Here is an 18,397-nt window from a genome sequence, read left to right on the forward strand (position 1 = left end):
AGTTAACTCATTTTATTTAATTTAACTGCCAAAGATGGCACTTAATTTTTTTAAGCCTTCTTCAAAGTCTTTTTGCTTTTTTTCATCAAGATTACAATAAAAATCTCCAAAAATTTTTATAATCCTTTCATAAACTTCAGTAAGTACCGATATTCCTTTTGGTGTTAAAGATATGTATGTCTTTCTTCTGTCTTCTTCTTCTGAAGGATAAGTTCTTTTCAGGTAACCTTCTTTAACCAATTTAGAAACAACAATAGACAAACTGCTGTTACTGACATTAAGTTCTTTTTCCAAATCTGATATGGTACAGCACTCAAATTGATGTACAATAACTAAGATCGTAAATTGCCTTCCTGTCAAATTACTGCAATTGCCTTTTCCATTAATATTGAATTCTTTTAAGTAATTTTCTTTAAGCCATAGCTTTAAACTCAATATAAAATTTAAAAATTGATGACTGATCTCGTTCACCTTTTTTTCTTCCATATAATCCACCTATTTATAATAAAATAATTTTACAGTAAAGCTATTTTATTATAAAATTTATTCCAATTCAATGGAATTCCTTAAATTTTTATGCGCCTATTCAAACATAACATACGAAAATGCTTTTTAAAAGTTTGATTTTATGAAAAATATCCCATATTTTTTCATTGCGATTTTAATATATATGTTTCATAATATAAAGAAATGAAAATATGTTGCCAGCATTTTTAAACATGCAAAGGTCAGATAAGGAGGAATTGAATTGAAAAAAATTGCGAGTTTTACCGTAGATCATAATAAACTGGTCAGAGGCATCTTTGTCTCCAGAAAGGACTCTGCAGGAGATGAAATATTGACGACTTTTGATATAAGAATGAAAGAACCTAACAGGGAGCCCGTATTAAATACGGCTGAAATTCATACTATGGAACATCTTGGCGCGACTTTTCTAAGAAATCACTCAAAGTATGCTGAAAAAATTATTTACTTCGGTCCTATGGGATGCAGAACTGGCTTCTATCTTGTCATTCATGGGGATTTTTCATCAGAAGATGTGCTTCCTTTAATTACAGAGTTGTTTGAATTTATGGCTGGTTTCGAAGGGGACGTTCCCGGCGCTTCTCCTGTGGAATGCGGAAATTATCTGGATATGAATCTTCCTATGGCAAAATATGAGTCCAAAAAATTCCTGGATGAAGTCCTTAAAAATATTAAAAATGAAAATCTATATTATCCTGAATAATATATAACAATTATCTCCACACATAAAGCGGCTGTAAATGGATAAACTATTTAACGATCATAGAGATAAGGAGAATCTGTATGATTACGTTTCCCAATCCGTCGTTTCGCAAATATAGTTATCCGAAGAATCAAAGCTTACGCCTAAGTGCCTTAAATCCATTATCTCCTCAAAAATATGTCTTATCTGATTACCTTGAAGAATACAGCTATTACTTTAATGACAATCTTCTTCACTCATCACAAGAAGCGACTACGTCGCATTTTTGAAATAATAAAGTTTATTTCCTTGCAGGCAAGACGAACTTTCTTATTTCAAAATAAAAATCCCTCTTTGGGGATTTTTATTTTTTATTGTCCTAATTTCTTTGATATAAGTTTTTGAAGTTCTGATGCCTGCAAACCTTCATTTTCAGCAAATCTTTTAAAACAATCACTGATTTCTTCATCTTCTACGATCTGAGAATAATTCTGAAAATCCCTTATCCTTTCCTGAGTATCGAGCAGTGCTTTTTTAAGGTAATCCTGCGTAGTCAGTTCCATTTTTCCACCTCCAGATTCATGAGTTTTGTATTTAGTATAGATCAATTTAATAAGGTTATTCCCTTTATTAGTTTCCATAATTTTCATATAGGTTTTCACTAAATAGTATAGTAATCTTATTATATATGACTAAACAGCTACCACTTCGGAGGAACTTTCTATGAAACTTTACCTAAAAAAATGGATATTATTAGGAATTTCCATCATCTGCTTGCTTTTCACAATTCCTTTAAGCCTTTTGGCGCCTACAAAAATGCTAGATACTTTTTCCTCTTCTGATTTCATCAAAATAATTTCTTATAATATTCACTATGGGATTAGTCCAAAAGGACATCCTGTCTTAAATAATATCCTATCTTTTCTTATATCCTCCGATAGCGATATAGTCTGCCTTCAGGAAGTGGACTATAAAACTTTTCGCTCTTATTTTCAGAAACAGCCTGAATACATTGCAAAAAAGCTCTCTATGTATTACTTTTATACACCTACGCAGAATATGATTAAAGGACAAACCGGAAATATGGTCATCAGTCGTTATCCTATTGAGTCTTCTAAAGAATACACCCTCTCTTTTGATAAATATCCACGAAAATTACAAAAAACTGTTATTAAAGCACCTTTCGGAGACTTGGCCGTTTTTAATACCCATTTGGATTTAACCAAATCGATTCGTAAAAATCAAATAGAGGAAATTATAAAGATATTAGAAAAATGCGAGGAACCTTTTATCCTTACAGGAGATATGAATACCTCCGACTTATCCGAATTAAACAAATTATTTTCTTTAAGTGTCGATACGGGAAAAGCTATGGAAAAAGAAGAGCTTGCTACGTTCATCAATAAAAAATATAAGTCACGTATTGATTATATATTTATCTCCAAGGATGTATCCCTTCAATCCTATGATGTACCAACTCTTCGTCTTTCTGATCACGAACCTGTAATGATTGAAATTCAATAGTATATCGTATATATATCATGAAAATAATACTATTAAAAATGTATCCATTGGTGACCGATATGAAATCTCTTTTAAATTATTTCTCATGTTTATGGAAAAGTTGGGATGCAGTTTCCCGTTTATTTTTTATTTTTGCTTTATTGTTTTTAATTGGTTTCTTTCTTATCAAATATAATATTGAACCACTTTATATTCAAATCATATGGTTTATTGGCTTTGGAGGAGTCTTCCTTACTATCAGCTTTATTTCTTTCTGTGCAGGCTTTTTAATCAATGTTTTGCTACTTTTACTTCTTCCCTTTATATTGACCCAAACGAATTTGATTTTTATAGATCCATCAAGTACTTCCACTACTCTTTCTATTATCAGTTATTTCTTTTTGATTGCCATTATTGATCTTCTGATTATGGCATACCATATTTCTAATCGAGTTTTTTGGCGTACTTTATTTCTATTCATTCAATATCTTGTATTGCTATCTTCCATCCTGATAACCTTTGCTATTTTATATGCATATCTTGGGAATATTTCTAACGAAGGCATAAAGTCCAGCGACCAAATCATACAAAATTGGGATGCTCTTTATTTTAGCGCAACAACGTTTTTCACGATCGGGCTTGGTGATATTACACCTCATTCTTATTCTACTATTACCAAAAGCATTATCATTGTCCAGGCAGTTATCAGTCATCTGGTGACCACAATCCTTTGGCCTATCATCATCATCTTTGCATCGAAATCTTTTAGCCAAAAATAATGGTGCCTGCCACCCTATTGAATATAATACGGACAGCAGGCACCCTGTTTTTACCCTCTTAATTGTGCGCCTAAAGTGGCTTCTAAACCATTTAATATTTTCTTCATGGCTTTATTCACTTCATCTTCTGTCAAAGTACGGTCAGAAGCTCTAAAGATAATGGAGTAAGCAACGGATTTATAGCCCTCTTGAATTTGTTTGCCTTTGTAGACATCAAATAAGCTATAGGATTCTAATATTTTTCCGCCTCTTTGTTTTATAATATTTTCAATATCTTTTACAAGGACTTCGTCTTTAACCAACATCGCAATGTCTCTGGTCACTGCAGGATATTTTGGAAGTGGCTTATATTCTCTTTCAAGCTGAGCTTCTTCCAGTAGTGCAGGCATATCCAGAACACCTACATATACCCTGGTATCAATATCATAATTGGCTGCTACCGTAGGATGAAGTTCTCCGATATAGCCTATTTCCTTATCCCCAACTGAAACAGATGCACAACGGCCAGGATGCATCCAGGGCAAATCTTGTTTTAAACTGTACTCTACCTTGTCATCCATGCCCAATTTCTCAAATAACACTTCTACGTTTCCTTTTAAATCATAGAAGTCTCCCTTACCATACATTCCTATGGTAAGCTTTGTTCTTTCATCAGGTAGCTCCGTTAATGGAAGGGATTTAGGAATATATACTTTCGCTATTTCATAAAGATACGCTTCTTCATTTCTTCTGTTATAATTTGTGGATAAAGAAGTCAACATGCCATTTAAGGTCTGTGTTCTCATCACACTGAAGTCTTCTCCTAAAGGATTGGATATGGTAATCACATTACGAAGCGGATCATTTTCAGGAATATTGAGTTTATCAAAAACTTTAGGACTTTCAAAGGAATAGTTCATGATTTCATAGAAACCTTGACTTTCCATAACTTCTTTAACAGTATACTCCATTTTTTGTGCATAAGTTTTCTTTCCTACAGTTGGAGTTCCAGTTTCTAAAGTGGTATCGATCTTGTCATATCCATATAATCTGGCAACTTCCTCTGCCAAGTCAGCATTTCCTTCTATATCAGGACGGAAAGTAGGTATGGTAACAGTTTTCGCTTCTTTGTCTACTTTAAACTCAAGACGGGTTAAGTAGCCAATCATCTCGTCTTCAGATAAGGAAGTTCCAAGAAGTCCATTGATTTTTTCTACGGAATAGGGAATGGTCTTTGGTTCTCTCTTTCCGGGATATACATCGATAATACCGCTGACTACTTCCCCGGCTCCTAATTCTTCTACTAATTGTGCGGCTCTGTTTAAAGCATTCAATACATTTTCAGGATCAAGACCCTTAGAATATTTTACGGATGCATCGGTTCTAAGCCCTAATTTCTTGGCTGTCACTCTTATATTTGCCCCGTTAAAATTCGCACATTCAAAGAGAATATCCTTTGTTTCTTCTGTTATTTTTGTTTCTTCTCCACCCATAACGCCAGCAACAGCTAAAGGTTGTTCGCCATCGGTAATTAAAAGCATGGATTCATCTATATCTCTTTCTACTCCGTCAAGAGTCATAATTTTTTCTCCAGACTTTGCATTGCGAACCACGATTTTTTTCTTATCCAGCTTTGCCAGATCAAAAGCATGCATGGGCTGACCCATTTCCAGCATAATATAGTTGGTAATATCTACAATATTGTTAATTGGTCTTACACCTGCTGCTAAAAGGCGCTGTCTCATCCATTTAGGAGAAGGGCCTATCTTTACATTCTTAATCACCCTTGCAGCATATCTGGGGCAAAGTTCTTTATTCTCAATTTCTATGGAAATATAATCAGAAATATTTCCTCCACTTTCTTTTACAGAAATCTCAGGATAGTTAAAAGGCAAATTAAAGGTTGCTGCTGCTTCTCTGGCAATACCTATTACACTAAAGCAATCAGGACGATTGGAAGTTATTTCGTATTCTACAACCACATCATTAAGGCCGAAAATTTCCTTTACATCTTTTCCTAAAGGCTGTTCTTCCTGGAAAATGTATATTCCGTCTTCTGCAGCTTCCGGATAATCCTGAGTGGTAAATCCTAATTCCTGAATAGAACACATCATCCCCTGGGATTCTACTCCACGAAGCTTCCCAGTTTTGATTTTAACGCCTCCGGGCAATGTGGCACCATTAAGGGCAACGGGAATATAATCTCCAACAGAAATATTTTTAGCTCCTGTTACAACCTGAATAACTTCCTGCCCTACATCCACCTTTGTAACCACTAATTTATCTGCATCAGGGTGTTTTTCTACGGACAAAATCTTTCCTACCACAACATTGGAAATTTCTTTGCCCTGTTCTTCATAGGTTTCTACCTTAGAACCGGACATGGTCATAGCTTCTACATAAGTTTTTATATCACAATCAATTGGCGTATAGTCTTTAAGCCAAGACATAGGTATATTCATATCCATACTCCTTTCTAAAATTGATACAAGATTAGAACTGATCTAAGAATCTCACATCGTTTTCTACAAATAAACGTAAGTCTTTTATGCCATATTTACTCATGGCAAGTCTTTCAAGCCCCATTCCAAAGGCAAAACCAGTATATACATCCGGATCAATACCTGCCATTTTAAGTACTTTAGGATGAACCATTCCACAGCCTAAAATTTCAATCCATCCGCTGCCTTTACAAACTCTGCATCCTTCTCCTCCACAGGCTACACAGGCTACGTCCATTTCTGCACTGGGTTCTGTAAATGGGAAGAAGTGTGGTCGGAATCTTACCTTTATCTTATCTCCAAACAATTCTTTTGCGAATACTTCCAATGCTCCCTTAAGGTCTGCAAAAGTAATATTTTTATCAACCACTAGTCCTTCTAATTGATGGAATACTGGAGAGTGCGTAGCATCTACTTCGTCGGAACGATATACCTTCCCCGGACATATAATACGAATCGGTGGTTTTTCATTTTCCATCACTCTCACTTGAATAGGCGATGTAGCGGTACGAAGCATGAAGTTTTTATTAATGTAGAAAGTATCTTGTTCATCTCTTGCGGGATGTTCTGCCGGAATATTTAAAGCTTCGAAATTATAGTATTCGGTTTCTATTTCTGGACCTTCTGCAATCTTATAACCCATTCCAAGGAAAATTTCTTTGATTTCGTCTACAACTAAATTCATAGGATGACGATGCCCCAGATTTCTTTTTCTGCCAGGCATGGTTACATCGATGACTTCGGATTTTAGTTTCATTTCCTGAGCCTTTACTGCCAATATGTTCTTTGCTTCCTCAATTTTTCCTTCAATGGCTTCTCTTACTTCATTGGCCATCTGTCCAATAATCGGGCGTTCTTCTGCACTTAGATCTTTCATTCCTCTTAAAACCTGGGTAAGTTCTCCTTTTTTACCCAAAAACTCAACACGAATCTCATCTAAAGCTTTTAGTTCTTTCACATCTTTTAAACGTTCCATGGCCTGTTGCTTGATGGACTGTAATTTTTCTTTCATAATGAAGCTCCTTTCTATTTACAATCATTTTCACCATACCAATAAAAAGTTTCCTTATTGTATAGGAAATCCGGCGGAATTTCCCATATAATAATAATAAAAAACTCCGTCCCAAAAAGGGACGGAGTTGATCCGCGATACCACCCTAGTTTCTGCAAAATTGCAGACCCTCGAAACCTATAACGGGGGCAACCGGCATTTCTTACTCATATTTTCTCATATTTTCGGAAATGCAGCTCCAGTGGGAATTTCAACAGTGACTGAACCTTAAGAATGCTTTCAGCCGGTGACATTCTCTCTCTTGTAAGGAAGTTCACTATCTACTAAGATTAAATCTACACCTTCACAGCTTTTATCTTTCTCATGCTTTTTTAATTTTTATTTATGTTTTATTTTAGCACATCATTTTTGGTTGTCAAGGGAGAAAAAGCTATTAAAATAGGGGATAAAATATACCCCCATAGTTAAAAATGTCTAATTTGAATTGGTCGGATTACTTTTAAATACTAATGTATAAATTAGCCATCCAATAATAATGAGAGGCACTGCTGCAAAAACAAGGCCTATGGTGCCGAATGTCAAAGCAATGGCTCCTCCAATGAGTCTCATAGCCAGTCCAATCCCTTTCATAAGCAAAGGTAATCCATAATGTACTGCCACAAGTCCTATGATAAAATATAAGAAAATATTTCCAACTCTATTATTCATAACCTTCACACCTTTCTTTTTGTATTGTATTTAGTATTTGCTAAGATATACGAAAAAAAGTAGAAGGAGTATGAAGGCTATGAACTAATTAGAATTTATTTTTTACTAAACCCGTAAACAAGACATCCAATACCAAAACCTATACCACTAAAAATAAAACCAAAACCCATAATTTTAGCTATATTTTTAAGTCGTCGTCTTCTTATAGTATACCAAACAGGAAAATCACATTCCAAATCTATTCGATCTTTCATACGAACACCTCCAATAAATTAATGGTACCACACTTTTCTTGCCTCGAAAAGTCCGAAAGTTTTTATTGTTTATGTAAAACAGCAATGTTCACTAAATATTTATAATTCTACTTTTATATTGTATGACTGAGAACGATAGAACATATCTATTGTATATAGGAAATTTATAGGAGTGTGAATGATATGGCAAAAGAGTTGATTATGGAAAATGATTGTGCGATTTTGTGGTATCATACGGATTACAAAATCGTTCACCACCAGATTAAGAAATACGCTTATGGAAAATGCTTACAAGAAATATTGTTAAAGGGTACTGAACTTTTAAAAACCAAAGGGGCTAAAAAGTGGTTGTCTGATGATAGAAATAACAGTGCACTGACAAAGGCGGACACTGAATGGGGCAATACCGTTTGGTTCCCTCAGACAGTTAAAAGCGGATGGAAGTATTGGGCAATAGTACAGCCAGAAAAGGTAATCGGCCAAATGAATATGAAGAATCTTATTGAGCAGTATGCGAAATATGGTATCACAGCAAAAATGTTTACCGATCCTGATGAAGCTTTAGAGTGGCTAAAAGCGCAATAATCCATGTAAAAATATAACAGCCATAGACTGTTTTAAAGTTTATGGCTGTTTTTTTGACTTATTTTAGTTTTTTGTATTGACTTTTAGCGATCATAAGTTTATCCTTAGCTTAAGAATTAAAAAACTTATATGGAATGAGATAGAGGCGCGATGTGGTACAAGTAATCTATTATATATGACTTGGCGCAGTAATAGATGAAAAGACCAGTCGCCGAAGTTTCGGCTTCCTGCCAAGAGGAGCCGTTGCTGGGCTGTTGCAGAATATGCACCAGACTGTCACTTTTTTTAAAGTGGAGAGCTATCGTTATGTTGAATGAAAAAACATGAGGTACCTCCGTGCCTCATTTTTTTTATTCGTAAATATCATTGATGAAAAGGGAGGGTTATTATGAATCGGAGGAAATTTTTCACACTGCTATCTGTTATAGCACTCATCATTATGACTTTTGCTGTACCCGTTTTTGCTGCGGAAATAGGAGAAGAAGGGTATCAAAGTAATCTCTACGGTACTTTTTGGTCCCTTTTACCTCCAATAATCGCTATTGGCCTGGCTCTTATTACTAAAGAAGTGTATAGTTCACTCTTTATAGGTATTGTTTGCGGATCTTTTATGTATGCAAACTTCAATCCTATTACGGCTTTCACTGCTATGTTTACTGAAGGGTTTATATCATCCCTGGCGGATAGCTGGAATGTGGGGATACTCATTTTCTTAGTGGTTCTGGGAACAATTGTATGTCTGATCAATAAAGCTGGCGGCTCTGCTGCATATGGTCAATGGGCAAGCAAAAAAATCAAGTCAAGAAAAGGTGCTATGCTTTCTACATTCGCCCTCGGTGTTCTGATCTTTGTAGATGACTATTTCAACTGTCTTACTGTTGGAAATGTCATGAGACCTATTACAGACAAGCACAAAGTTTCTCGTGCCAAATTAGCCTACATTGTTGATGCCACCGCTGCTCCCATATGCATGATTGCTCCTATATCTTCATGGGCAGCTGCTGTAACCGGTGTAGTGGAAGGCTATGATGGTCTGGAGCTTTTCATTCGTGCAATACCTTATAATCTTTATTCTTTACTCACCATATTTATGATTATATTCATTACTTTAATGGGAATAGAATATGGTCCGATGAAAAAACATGAAGACAATGCTCTTTTAAAGAATGACCTTTATACAACCCCCGATCGTCCTTTTGAAGGGCAAGATGTAGAAGTATCTGCCGGAAAAGGTAAAGTAAAGGATTTGATCATTCCTGTAGTCATTTTAATTGCTTTTTGTATATTAGGTATGGTTTATACAGGTGGTATTTTAGAAGGTGTCAATGTTGTCGATGCTTTCGCGAACTGTGATGCTTCTCTGGGACTGTCACTGGGTTCTTCCCTGGCACTGATTGTTATCATGGTATATTATATGGCACGTAAAGTGCTTAGCTTCAATGACTGTATGGAATGTTTCCCTAATGGATTTAAAGCCATGGTTCCGGCTATTCTGATTCTTACTTTTGCCTGGACATTAAGTGGAACGACAAGTCTTCTCGGTGCCAAAGAATTCGTAAGCGGTATTTTTGCAGGTAGCGCAGCAGGTTTTAAAATATTCCTCCCAGCAATTGTATTTATTGTGGCTACGGGGATGTCCTTTGCAACCGGTACATCCTGGGGGACCTTCGGTATTTTGCTGCCAATCGTAGTTGCAGTAGGTCTTGACCCTGAATTATTGGTTATTTCTATTTCAGCTTGTCTTGCCGGAGCTGTATGCGGTGACCACTGCTCCCCTATTTCAGATACAACCATTATGTCTTCTACAGGGGCTATGTGTAACCATATTAACCATGTTTCCACCCAGCTTCCTTACGCATTGACTGTGGCGGCTGTATCTTTTGTGGGCTATATCCTTGCAGGGTTCATTCAATCTGCATGGATTATACTTCTAATATCGATTGCCATGTTATGTGTAGTTCTTTTGGGCATCAAAACATTAACAACAAATAAAGCGAATGCATAGAAGTCTTGATCTAAAAATTTTGGCGGCTGTTACATAACAGCCGCCTTTTTTGTTTTCCAAACCATAAATCCTATAAAGAACCCTATAAATGCCGGCAATATCCAGCCAAATCCATAATCAAAACCCGGTAAAAATCCATGGGCAAAATTCATAATAGACTTTATAACTGCATTGTTTTGTAAAGGTTCAGGAAGTGCTTTACACAAGTCAAAAAATGCAGCCACACCAGTAAATCCGGTTGTCCATTTGTAAACATCACTCTGCTTATGAATCAACGGAGCCAATAAAGATAGCAAAATCAAAGTAATCGCCAATGGATAAAGAAACATCAATACTGGTACTGATAGCTGAATAATGTTGGTTAAGCCAAAATTAGCAATAATAAATGAGAAAACTGTAAATAAAATCGCATAATTTCTATAAGAAATGGAATTGGGGAACATTGCACTAAACATTTCAGCACAGGAAGTAATGAGTCCAATAGCTGTTTTTAAACATGCAACCCCGACAATACCAGCCAATAAGGCTTTCCCAATTACCCCAAAATAATGTTCACTTACCAGAGATAAAATCGCCCCTCCATTATCAGCACGATTCACACTTCCAAGACTTGTAGCTCCCATATAAGCTAATGAAGCATAAATAAGTCCCATGCCAATCACACTGACCAATCCTGATTTGCAGGCTTCAATGGCAATGAAATGAGATTTGGTGACTCCTAATTTTCTTATGTTTGAAATAATGATAATGGCAAATGCCAAAGAAGCTAAAGCATCCATCGTATTATAACCATCAAGTAAGCCGGTAAACAAGGCCTGAGTCATGTAATTTTCCTGTGGAGGATACTGACTTACCTGACCCATCGGCTTTACATAAGTGGCAATGAGTAAAATCGATAAAAGCACCAGAAAAATTGGTGTAAGATATTTACCAACCCAGTCCAGAATGCGGCCTGGCCGCAAAGAAAAATAAAGGGTCAGCAAAAAGAAAATCAATGAAAAAATGAGTAGCCCTATTTTTAATTGTTCCTTGGGAATAAAAGGATTCATTCCTACTTCGAAAGCAACCGTCGCTGTTCGCGGTATAGCAAATAAAGGGCCAATGGTCAGATATAATGCACAAGTAAAGAATATGGAATATTTAACATGAACGGGCTTTGCCATATCAAATAAACTTTCACTTTCAGAAAGTGCTGATGCCATAATCCCAAATATAGGCAATCCTACTCCTGTGATTAAAAAACCAATGGTAGCCCATAGGGAGTTGCTTCCGGCATCTTGTCCCATTTTTACGGGGAAAATCAAATTACCTGCCCCAAAAAACAGTCCAAATAATAGTGAGCCGATCAGTAAATTTTGATGAAAACTGAGTTTTTCTTTCATGAATTTTCCCCCTGAATCTTTAGTTCCTTTTGCCCTTGTTTGACAAAAACATTTCAATTTTTATTTCTTTCATCATTTAAACTATTTTATTATATTACAATATGTAGAATCGTAAAAGTCATTTTGTGTAACCTTTTTAATATTTTTTCCCTTTTCTAAGCAAGATATAATTTTTTATTTCATAAAAACTTTTTTTCTATTTCTAAAAGCTTTTCTTTAATATCCAATCCTCCACCATAACCGACCAATTTGCCATTGGCCCCGATTACCCGATGACAGGGAATAAAAATAGGAATAGGATTTCTGTTATTTGCCATGCCTACTGCTCGACAAGCCCTGGGATTCCCTATTCCTTCCGCTATATCTTTATAACTGCAGGTTGTTCCATAAGGAATTTTCTTAAGAGCTTCCCAGACTTTTTGTTGAAATGCTGTTCCCTTTGGCTGAAGAGGTAAATCAAAATTTTTCCTTTTTCCCTTTAAATACTCTTGTAATTGTTCACTGGCCATTTTTAACAAGGATGTTTCTGTAAGTTCTATATCCTTGGGAAGATTTTCCCCAAAACATACACAAGTAATAGCTTTTCCATTTTCCATAATCCCAATCATCCCGATCTTAGTATCATAATAAAATCCTCTTTCCATAAACTTCCCTCCATTTATACCTTTTAATATATTCTACTGTATTCGTTACATTTTGTCCTTTAGTAAAAACCTTTAATCTGTTCCCTATATAATATTATTAAATTGTTGATTATTTGCATATTGTGATACTAATAAAAATTATTAATTGTTCAATTATGTCAAATTGATTTAATTTCATTAATTTGTTATAATAATTGTGCACAATTTTTTCAAAAGGGGGCTAAACAAATGAAAGCAGCAGTTTTATATAATGCAAAAGATTTACGTGTAGAAGAAGTAAAAGAACCCAATCCATTGTCTCATCAAGTCAAGGTAAAAGTAGAGTGGGGTGGAATATGCGGCAGTGATCTTCATGCTTATTTACAAGGATTAGCAACAGAGCCACATCCTATTGGAAAACAAGAACCTCCGTTTATCCTTGGTCACGAATTTTCAGGTACAATTGTTGAAATCGGCGATGGAATAAGAAAGTACAAAGTTGGTGACAGAGTTGTAGTTGAGCCTCTACTATACTGTGGAGAATGTTATGCATGCAAAATAGGGTACTACAACCAATGCAGCCAAGTGGGATTTATTGGACTAAACCGTGATGGTGGATTTGCTGAATACGCAATTGTAGATGAAAATATGCTTCATCTGCTTCCAGACAATGTATCTTTTGAAGAAGGTGCTTTGGTAGAGCCAGCAGCCGTTGCACTCCACGCAGTAAGAGAAAGCAAATTAAAGCCAGGGGATTCTGTAGCCATATTTGGAGCCGGCCCTATTGGATTATTAGCATTATTATGTGCAAAAGCGGCAGGAGCCACAAAGATTATTGTAGTGGATTTATCCCAGGAAAGACTGGCTAAAGCAAAAGAATTAGGCGCTACAACCATTATTGACGGACATCGGGATGATATTGTTCAAACAATACTCCAGTTAACCAATGGCGGAGCAAATGTTGCATATGAATGTGCCGGAGCACAAGCTACGATGGCCAATGCAATTGCTTCGGTAAGGCAACGTGGCCAAGTCATGGCAATTGCTGTTTATTCAAAACCAGTGAATGTAGATATGGGACAAGTCCTGTATAAAGCTATTGACCTTACATCAACCCTGGCATATCGACATGTTTTCCCTGAAGTGATTGATATGATCTCTACAGGCAGATTGGATGTTAAACCCGTAATCACCAAAAAGATAGCCCTCGATGATATTGTTGAAGAAGGATTTAATCCTCTCCTTAACGATGTTAAACAAGCAAAAATTTTGGTAAGACCTTAACAAATTTTATATATAAAAGCCGAAAGTGCTGATTATATCAGCACTTTCGGCTTTTATTTTTTTGCAGCAAATATTTATAGCAAAGATATTTCTTAACTTTAATTTCATCACAAAATAACATTGGAATTTAATCTTCTGTAAAGCTTGCCAAAACTGCCTTTTCACAGACTATATGTTTAAAACTTTTCAATGTAACCGAAAACAAAAACTATTAATAAAATAAGCGGCAAAATAAATGTCAGATAAAATCTTAATTCCTTTGGAAATTTAAGGCCTCTTCCTGTATTGGCTTCTTTGATAAAGTTATTCCATCCCCATCCATAGCGGGTTACACAGAAAAGAACATAGGCCAAAGAACCTAACGGAAGAATATTGTTGCTTACAATAAAGTCTTCTAAATCTAATATCGTACTGCCTTCTCCTAAAGGAGCGAACCCGCTCCAGAGGTTAAATCCCAAAGCTGCAGGCATTGACAAAATAATAATTGCTATCAGATTAATGATCACTGATTTTTTTCTTGACCACCCACAAAGGTCAATACCAAAGGAAATGATATTTTCAAATACTGCAATAACTGTCGATAATGCCGCAAATACCATGAAAACAAAAAAGGCTGAACCCCATAATCGGCCCATTGGCATAGAATTAAAGATATTAGGAAGGGTAACAAAAACTAATCCTGGACCGCTGCCTGGGTTTACTCCAAATGAAAAACATGCAGGGAAAATAATAAACCCAGCCATAACAGCTACAGAAGTATCAAGAATGGTAATATTTAATCCCTCTCCAAGGAGGCTTCTGTCTTTAGAAACATAACTTCCAAAAATAGCCATACTGCCCATCCCGATACTAAGAGTGAAAAAAGCTTGTCCCATAGCTGCATAAATAGTGGTCCAAATGCCACTTTCCCTAAAACTGTTCAGATTCGGCAAAAGATAAAAACTAAGCCCCTCGGCTGCATTAGGCAATGTAACAGAGCGAATAACCAGGGCAATCATAATAACCAAAAGCGCTGACATCATCACTTTGGTTATTTTTTCAACCCCATTTTGTAATCCTAAAGAACACACCCCAAATCCTAAAATACAGATCACAATCATCCAAAAAATACTTGCACCGGCATTAGCAGTCAATCCACCGAACACTGCTTCTACTTCTGCTGGTGTACGCCCAACAAAATCTCCTCTAATCATATAGAAAAGATAAGCAAGCATCCATCCTGAAATCGTCGTATAGAACATCATTAATAAATAGTTTCCTGCCATCCCAAACCATTTGAAAACATGCCATTTAGTTCCCTTAGGTTCTAAGACATCAAAAGAAGCGGCAATGCTTTTTTGGCTGGCACGACCTACGGAGAATTCCATAACCATAATGGGCAGACCAAAAATGAGAAGGAATATAAAATATATAAGTACAAAAAGACCTCCTCCATAAAGTCCCGTAATATATGGAAACCTCCACACATTACCCAAGCCAATTGCACAGCCGGCAGAAATCAAGATAAAACCCAGCCGTGATGAAAATTTTTCTCTTTCTTGCTGCATAAAATCCCTCCTGGTATAGATATCGTTATATATTATACTTGACTTTTCCATCCAATGAAATAAAAATTTTATTTTTTTACTGTTTCTGTATTTAACATATTCTCATATATAGTATTTACAAAGTTTTACTTGCAAAAATATTTTTTAAAAAAACAGGGATCAAATGCAACTGTGAATAAAACAAATAAAAAATACATCTAAATAAATAAAAAACTAAGGGAATGCAGACTCCCTTAGTCTCTTTGCTTTTAAAATATAAAATTACTCGTTATACCTGTCTCTAAAATTTAAACATATGAATTGCCAGCGAAAGCTGCTCAGCCATTTTGCGTAATTCATCAGCTAAATCCCTTATTTTACCTGCCGCAGCAATCTGCTGTTCCATGGACGCTGAAACTTCCTGAGAACTGGCTGCTGTCTCCTCCGAGACAGCCGAAATATTTTGCATTGCCAACAAAACTTTGTCCTTGCCGTCTTTTAATTTTTGCAGACTGATTGCAGTATCATTTATTCTTTTTACAATCACCTGGACCCCTTTAGATATTTCTGTAAATATGTCTTTTGAATGGGCTACTGCTTTGCTTTGTTCATCACTGACATCTTTAAAAATTACCATTGCATCTTGGCTCTTTTTTACATCCTTCTGAATCTCTAAAATAATTTCTTTAACCATATTGCTGGCTTTACTGGTATCTTCGGCAAGTTTTCGTACTTCTTCAGCAACAACAGCAAATCCTTGTCCCTCTTTTCCTGCCCTGGATGCCTCAATAGCCGCATTTAAGGCTAAAAGATTAGTTTGTTTAGATATTCCCATAATGGTTTCCACAATTGAATCAATTTCTTTTATCTTTTGATTTAATTGCTCCACTATATTTTCTATATCTTTTCTGACTTTATTACTTTCACCATTTTTGGATTCTAGGTGATTCATAGCTTCTAAACCTTTAATATTCACTTCATGTATAAACTGTGATTCTTCTTTACTTTGATAAATCTGATCAGATATTGCCTCTATTTCTTCTGAAAGAATCGAAACTTCCTTTGCTCCATCATCTATATCTTTTGCTTGTTCATTTGCACCTGTAGCTACTGCTGTGATCGCCTGTCCCACACTATCAATGGAAGCCGTTGTCTCTTCTGTGGTATTAGATAAGATCTCTGATGATGAAAATACCTGCTTGCATAATTCATCTATTTTCTTTATCAGATCTCGTACATCAGTGATCATATTACTAAAACTTATACTTAATCTGCCTATTTCATTTCTAGACTTATAGCTGCTGCTAACGGTTAAATCTCCTTGGGAAGCTTTTTCCATCAACTGCACAATATTTGTGATCGGCCCAGTAATGCCATTGGCAATTCTCCAGGCAATAAAAATAACCACCAAAATCAAGATAAAAGTTACCAATAGATTTTTTATTTGCGTATCCATAAAAACAGCCATTGCATCTGCTTTTTTCTGTACTGTAATAACACCCCAGTTATCCGAATTCCCTGGTAACTCAATTGTACTATAGGCACTGATTACGGTTTCTCCATTACTGTCTACATACTCAGCTACTCCTGTCTCTCCATTCAGAACCTTTTCAGTAATTTCTTTAAGTTTTTCTGGTACTTCAATATCTTCAGATTCTGTAAGAGGATTTCCCTTTTCATCTTTTTTGACATTTCCATTATCATCTTTTACTAAAATAGTCTTTTTTAAGTTTTTATAATTATATTGTTCTAATACTTGTTGCTCATCTGGATGAGCTATAACATTACCTTCACCATCGATAATATATGTGTAACTGTTTTGTCCTTGACTAAATTCTTCAACCATTGTTTGAAGCGCATCTAACTTAATATCCGCCCCCATAATTCCCACTAATTCTGAGTCCTTATATATGGGTAAAAAAATGGATGTAACTGGAACATTTCCATTTACAGAATAATAGGAGGCACTAACAAAGGGTTCTTTGTCCTTTATCATCTGTTTAAACCACCATCTGGCTGAGCGGTCTGCCAATTCTCCTGCCGATGTAGCCGTCTGCATTCCATCCGCACTGCGGGTAATATAGAGCAAGTCAAAGTATGGATGTCTTTTCGCTGTATCGACTACAATATTTTGCTGTTCTTCTATTAAGAAATTTTTTACATCTTTTAAATACGCAATCTCTTCTGTTGTACTATATGCCTTGTCTATGAAGCCTCGTACATTGTCTGCTATGGCAATAGCCAGAAATTTATTATTTTCTTCTAAAGATTCTTGAAATCCTCTAGAAATAAAAATATAGCCTATCACATTAAAAATAACAAAAGGAATAATAACTAATAATAACATTACAAAAATAAGTTGTTTTCTAATTGACTTCATGATGCGCCTCCATCTTATTTTTTACAACCCCTTATTAAACAGATGCCTTTCCTTCTCTTCCCATAATAAAGCGATTCTTATGGTTAAGAATCGCTTTTTATTGAGTCAGTTAACTTTTTGTCATCTTCTACTCCTATGTAATTCAACGAATTCTACAAAATTATAGAATAAAATGTCTAAAATATCAATAAGACAAAATCCTTAAAAAACTATCTAATATCAGTGAATTGTGATTGCAATCACGGTAAAGCCGCAAAAATAACTATATGATATAGCCATGATACATAAAGTTTTAAGATGCTTATATGGATTAATAAACTGAACACTTAGATACTTTCTAAAAGAAAATGTTCTTTGTTCCTAACAAATTATAAAATGAAAATTCTAAGGAGGAATTTAATATGTCAGAATTTGCTGCCCAAGTAGATGCAAGAATATATCCCCCAAGAGATAAACATGCTGTCATTTTTGAGACCTTCCACAATTTAAAATCCGGTGAAAAAATGGAATTAATTAATGACCATGATCCCCGCCCCCTACATTATCAAATGTTAGTAGAATATGAAAATCAGTTTGAATGGGAGTATTTAGAACAAGGTCCGGAAGTATGGCGTGTATCCATAGGTAAAAAATAATTGAAACTTGGGATTATCAAAGGTCCGCAGGATT

The 18,397-nt window shown here is 35.5% G+C and carries 17 protein-coding genes, 1 riboswitch and 1 other annotated feature; of the genes, 7 read left to right on the top strand and 10 right to left on the bottom strand.

The genetic code is table 11. The features are described from left to right. Nucleotides 1–21: 21 nt before the first annotated feature. Entirely contained in the window at nt 22–486 is a 465-nt protein-coding gene (locus JOD07_RS05795; RefSeq protein WP_158739533.1) for a MarR family winged helix-turn-helix transcriptional regulator, read from the bottom strand. A gap of 262 nt (nt 487–748) precedes the next feature. On the opposite strand from JOD07_RS05795, the gene JOD07_RS05800 reads away from it, so the two are divergent. Continuing rightward, nucleotides 749–1,228, top strand: coding sequence for an S-ribosylhomocysteine lyase (locus JOD07_RS05800; RefSeq protein WP_158739532.1), 480 nt, complete (start codon nt 749–751; stop codon nt 1,226–1,228). Between the two features lie 350 nt (nt 1,229–1,578). Here the strand turns inward: JOD07_RS05800 and JOD07_RS05805 are convergent, their stop codons facing one another. Further along, nucleotides 1,579–1,770 carry a hypothetical protein gene (locus tag JOD07_RS05805; RefSeq protein WP_158739531.1) on the bottom strand — a complete coding sequence of 64 codons (192 nt, stop codon included), beginning with the start codon at nt 1,768–1,770 and terminating at the stop codon, nt 1,579–1,581. 160 nt (nt 1,771–1,930) lie between these two features. On the opposite strand from JOD07_RS05805, the gene JOD07_RS05810 reads away from it, so the two are divergent. Together JOD07_RS05810 and JOD07_RS05815 are read left to right on the top strand one after the other, a co-directional pair. After that, entirely contained in the window at nt 1,931–2,731 is an 801-nt protein-coding gene (locus tag JOD07_RS05810) for an endonuclease/exonuclease/phosphatase family protein (RefSeq protein WP_204612765.1), read from the top strand. 140 nt (nt 2,732–2,871) lie between these two features. Continuing rightward, the gene (locus JOD07_RS05815; protein ID WP_204612767.1) at nt 2,872–3,489 is read left to right on the top strand and encodes an ion channel; all 618 of its coding nucleotides are present in this window, start codon (nt 2,872–2,874) and stop codon (nt 3,487–3,489) included. Nucleotides 3,490–3,539: 50 nt separating this feature from the next. Here JOD07_RS05815 and pheT read toward each other — a convergent pair whose 3' ends face one another. From pheT to JOD07_RS05835, 4 genes are all read right to left on the bottom strand, one after another. Next, nucleotides 3,540–5,930: a phenylalanine--tRNA ligase subunit beta gene (gene pheT / locus JOD07_RS05820; protein WP_204612775.1), complete on the bottom strand. Its 2,391-nt coding sequence runs from the start codon at nt 5,928–5,930 to the stop codon at nt 3,540–3,542. 31 nt (nt 5,931–5,961) lie between these two features. After that, complete coding sequence (gene pheS / locus JOD07_RS05825; protein ID WP_158739527.1) at nt 5,962–6,981, bottom strand: phenylalanine--tRNA ligase subunit alpha; 1,020 nt, start codon at nt 6,979–6,981, stop codon at nt 5,962–5,964. Between the two features lie 114 nt (nt 6,982–7,095). After that, nucleotides 7,096–7,337, bottom strand: a binding site (T-box leader). A gap of 118 nt (nt 7,338–7,455) precedes the next feature. Next, complete coding sequence (locus tag JOD07_RS05830; protein ID WP_158739526.1) at nt 7,456–7,689, bottom strand: hypothetical protein; 234 nt, start codon at nt 7,687–7,689, stop codon at nt 7,456–7,458. Nucleotides 7,690–7,784: 95 nt separating this feature from the next. Then, on the bottom strand, nt 7,785–7,943 hold the full coding sequence (locus JOD07_RS05835) for a hypothetical protein (protein WP_158739525.1): 159 nt from the start codon (nt 7,941–7,943) through the stop codon (nt 7,785–7,787). A 183-nt stretch (nt 7,944–8,126) separates the two neighbouring features. On the opposite strand from JOD07_RS05835, the gene JOD07_RS05840 reads away from it, so the two are divergent. After that, on the top strand, nt 8,127–8,528 hold the full coding sequence (locus JOD07_RS05840; protein ID WP_158739524.1) for a hypothetical protein: 402 nt from the start codon (nt 8,127–8,129) through the stop codon (nt 8,526–8,528). A 132-nt stretch (nt 8,529–8,660) separates the two neighbouring features. Next, a riboswitch (Lysine riboswitch) is annotated at nt 8,661–8,837 on the top strand. Nucleotides 8,838–8,916: 79 nt separating this feature from the next. Beyond that, nucleotides 8,917–10,533: a Na+/H+ antiporter NhaC family protein gene (locus tag JOD07_RS05845; RefSeq protein ID WP_158739523.1), complete on the top strand. Its 1,617-nt coding sequence runs from the start codon at nt 8,917–8,919 to the stop codon at nt 10,531–10,533. A 29-nt stretch (nt 10,534–10,562) separates the two neighbouring features. Here JOD07_RS05845 and brnQ read toward each other — a convergent pair whose 3' ends face one another. Together brnQ and JOD07_RS05855 are read right to left on the bottom strand one after the other, a co-directional pair. Further along, the gene (gene brnQ / locus JOD07_RS05850; RefSeq protein ID WP_158739522.1) at nt 10,563–11,915 is read right to left on the bottom strand and encodes a branched-chain amino acid transport system II carrier protein; all 1,353 of its coding nucleotides are present in this window, start codon (nt 11,913–11,915) and stop codon (nt 10,563–10,565) included. A gap of 179 nt (nt 11,916–12,094) precedes the next feature. Beyond that, nucleotides 12,095–12,559, bottom strand: a complete 465-nt coding sequence (locus JOD07_RS05855) for a methylated-DNA--[protein]-cysteine S-methyltransferase (RefSeq protein WP_158739521.1) — start codon at nt 12,557–12,559, stop codon at nt 12,095–12,097. 228 nt (nt 12,560–12,787) lie between these two features. On the opposite strand from JOD07_RS05855, the gene JOD07_RS05860 reads away from it, so the two are divergent. Beyond that, complete coding sequence (locus JOD07_RS05860; RefSeq protein WP_158739520.1) at nt 12,788–13,822, top strand: 2,3-butanediol dehydrogenase; 1,035 nt, start codon at nt 12,788–12,790, stop codon at nt 13,820–13,822. A gap of 176 nt (nt 13,823–13,998) precedes the next feature. Here JOD07_RS05860 and JOD07_RS05865 read toward each other — a convergent pair whose 3' ends face one another. Both JOD07_RS05865 and JOD07_RS05870 read right to left on the bottom strand, forming a co-directional pair. Further along, on the bottom strand, nt 13,999–15,369 hold the full coding sequence (locus tag JOD07_RS05865) for a sodium-dependent transporter (protein WP_158739519.1): 1,371 nt from the start codon (nt 15,367–15,369) through the stop codon (nt 13,999–14,001). A 280-nt stretch (nt 15,370–15,649) separates the two neighbouring features. Beyond that, nucleotides 15,650–17,728 carry a methyl-accepting chemotaxis protein gene (locus tag JOD07_RS05870; RefSeq protein WP_204612777.1) on the bottom strand — a complete coding sequence of 693 codons (2,079 nt, stop codon included), beginning with the start codon at nt 17,726–17,728 and terminating at the stop codon, nt 15,650–15,652. 401 nt (nt 17,729–18,129) lie between these two features. Between JOD07_RS05870 and JOD07_RS05875 the strand changes: the two genes are divergently transcribed. Beyond that, nucleotides 18,130–18,363: a DUF2249 domain-containing protein gene (locus tag JOD07_RS05875; RefSeq protein ID WP_204612779.1), complete on the top strand. Its 234-nt coding sequence runs from the start codon at nt 18,130–18,132 to the stop codon at nt 18,361–18,363. Nucleotides 18,364–18,397 lie beyond the last annotated feature (34 nt).

The organism is Defluviitalea raffinosedens (assembly GCF_016908775.1).
Lineage (GTDB): Bacteria > Bacillota > Clostridia > Lachnospirales > Defluviitaleaceae > Defluviitalea > Defluviitalea raffinosedens.

Coding starts and splice junctions, on each gene's coding strand:
- JOD07_RS05795 (WP_158739533.1), bottom strand. CDS start 486: ATGGAAGAAAAAAAGGTGAACGAGATCAGTCATCAATTTTTAAATTTT.
- JOD07_RS05805 (WP_158739531.1), bottom strand. CDS start 1,770: ATGGAACTGACTACGCAGGATTACCTTAAAAAAGCACTGCTCGATACT.
- JOD07_RS05810 (WP_204612765.1), top strand. CDS start 1,931: ATGAAACTTTACCTAAAAAAATGGATATTATTAGGAATTTCCATCATC.
- pheT (WP_204612775.1), bottom strand. CDS start 5,930: ATGAATATACCTATGTCTTGGCTTAAAGACTATACGCCAATTGATTGT.
- pheS (WP_158739527.1), bottom strand. CDS start 6,981: ATGAAAGAAAAATTACAGTCCATCAAGCAACAGGCCATGGAACGTTTA.
- JOD07_RS05830 (WP_158739526.1), bottom strand. CDS start 7,689: ATGAATAATAGAGTTGGAAATATTTTCTTATATTTTATCATAGGACTT.
- JOD07_RS05835 (WP_158739525.1), bottom strand. CDS start 7,943: ATGAAAGATCGAATAGATTTGGAATGTGATTTTCCTGTTTGGTATACT.
- JOD07_RS05840 (WP_158739524.1), top strand. CDS start 8,127: ATGGCAAAAGAGTTGATTATGGAAAATGATTGTGCGATTTTGTGGTAT.
- JOD07_RS05845 (WP_158739523.1), top strand. CDS start 8,917: ATGAATCGGAGGAAATTTTTCACACTGCTATCTGTTATAGCACTCATC.
- brnQ (WP_158739522.1), bottom strand. CDS start 11,915: ATGAAAGAAAAACTCAGTTTTCATCAAAATTTACTGATCGGCTCACTA.
- JOD07_RS05855 (WP_158739521.1), bottom strand. CDS start 12,559: ATGGAAAGAGGATTTTATTATGATACTAAGATCGGGATGATTGGGATT.
- JOD07_RS05860 (WP_158739520.1), top strand. CDS start 12,788: ATGAAAGCAGCAGTTTTATATAATGCAAAAGATTTACGTGTAGAAGAA.
- JOD07_RS05865 (WP_158739519.1), bottom strand. CDS start 15,369: ATGCAGCAAGAAAGAGAAAAATTTTCATCACGGCTGGGTTTTATCTTG.
- JOD07_RS05870 (WP_204612777.1), bottom strand. CDS start 17,728: ATGAAGTCAATTAGAAAACAACTTATTTTTGTAATGTTATTATTAGTT.
- JOD07_RS05875 (WP_204612779.1), top strand. CDS start 18,130: ATGTCAGAATTTGCTGCCCAAGTAGATGCAAGAATATATCCCCCAAGA.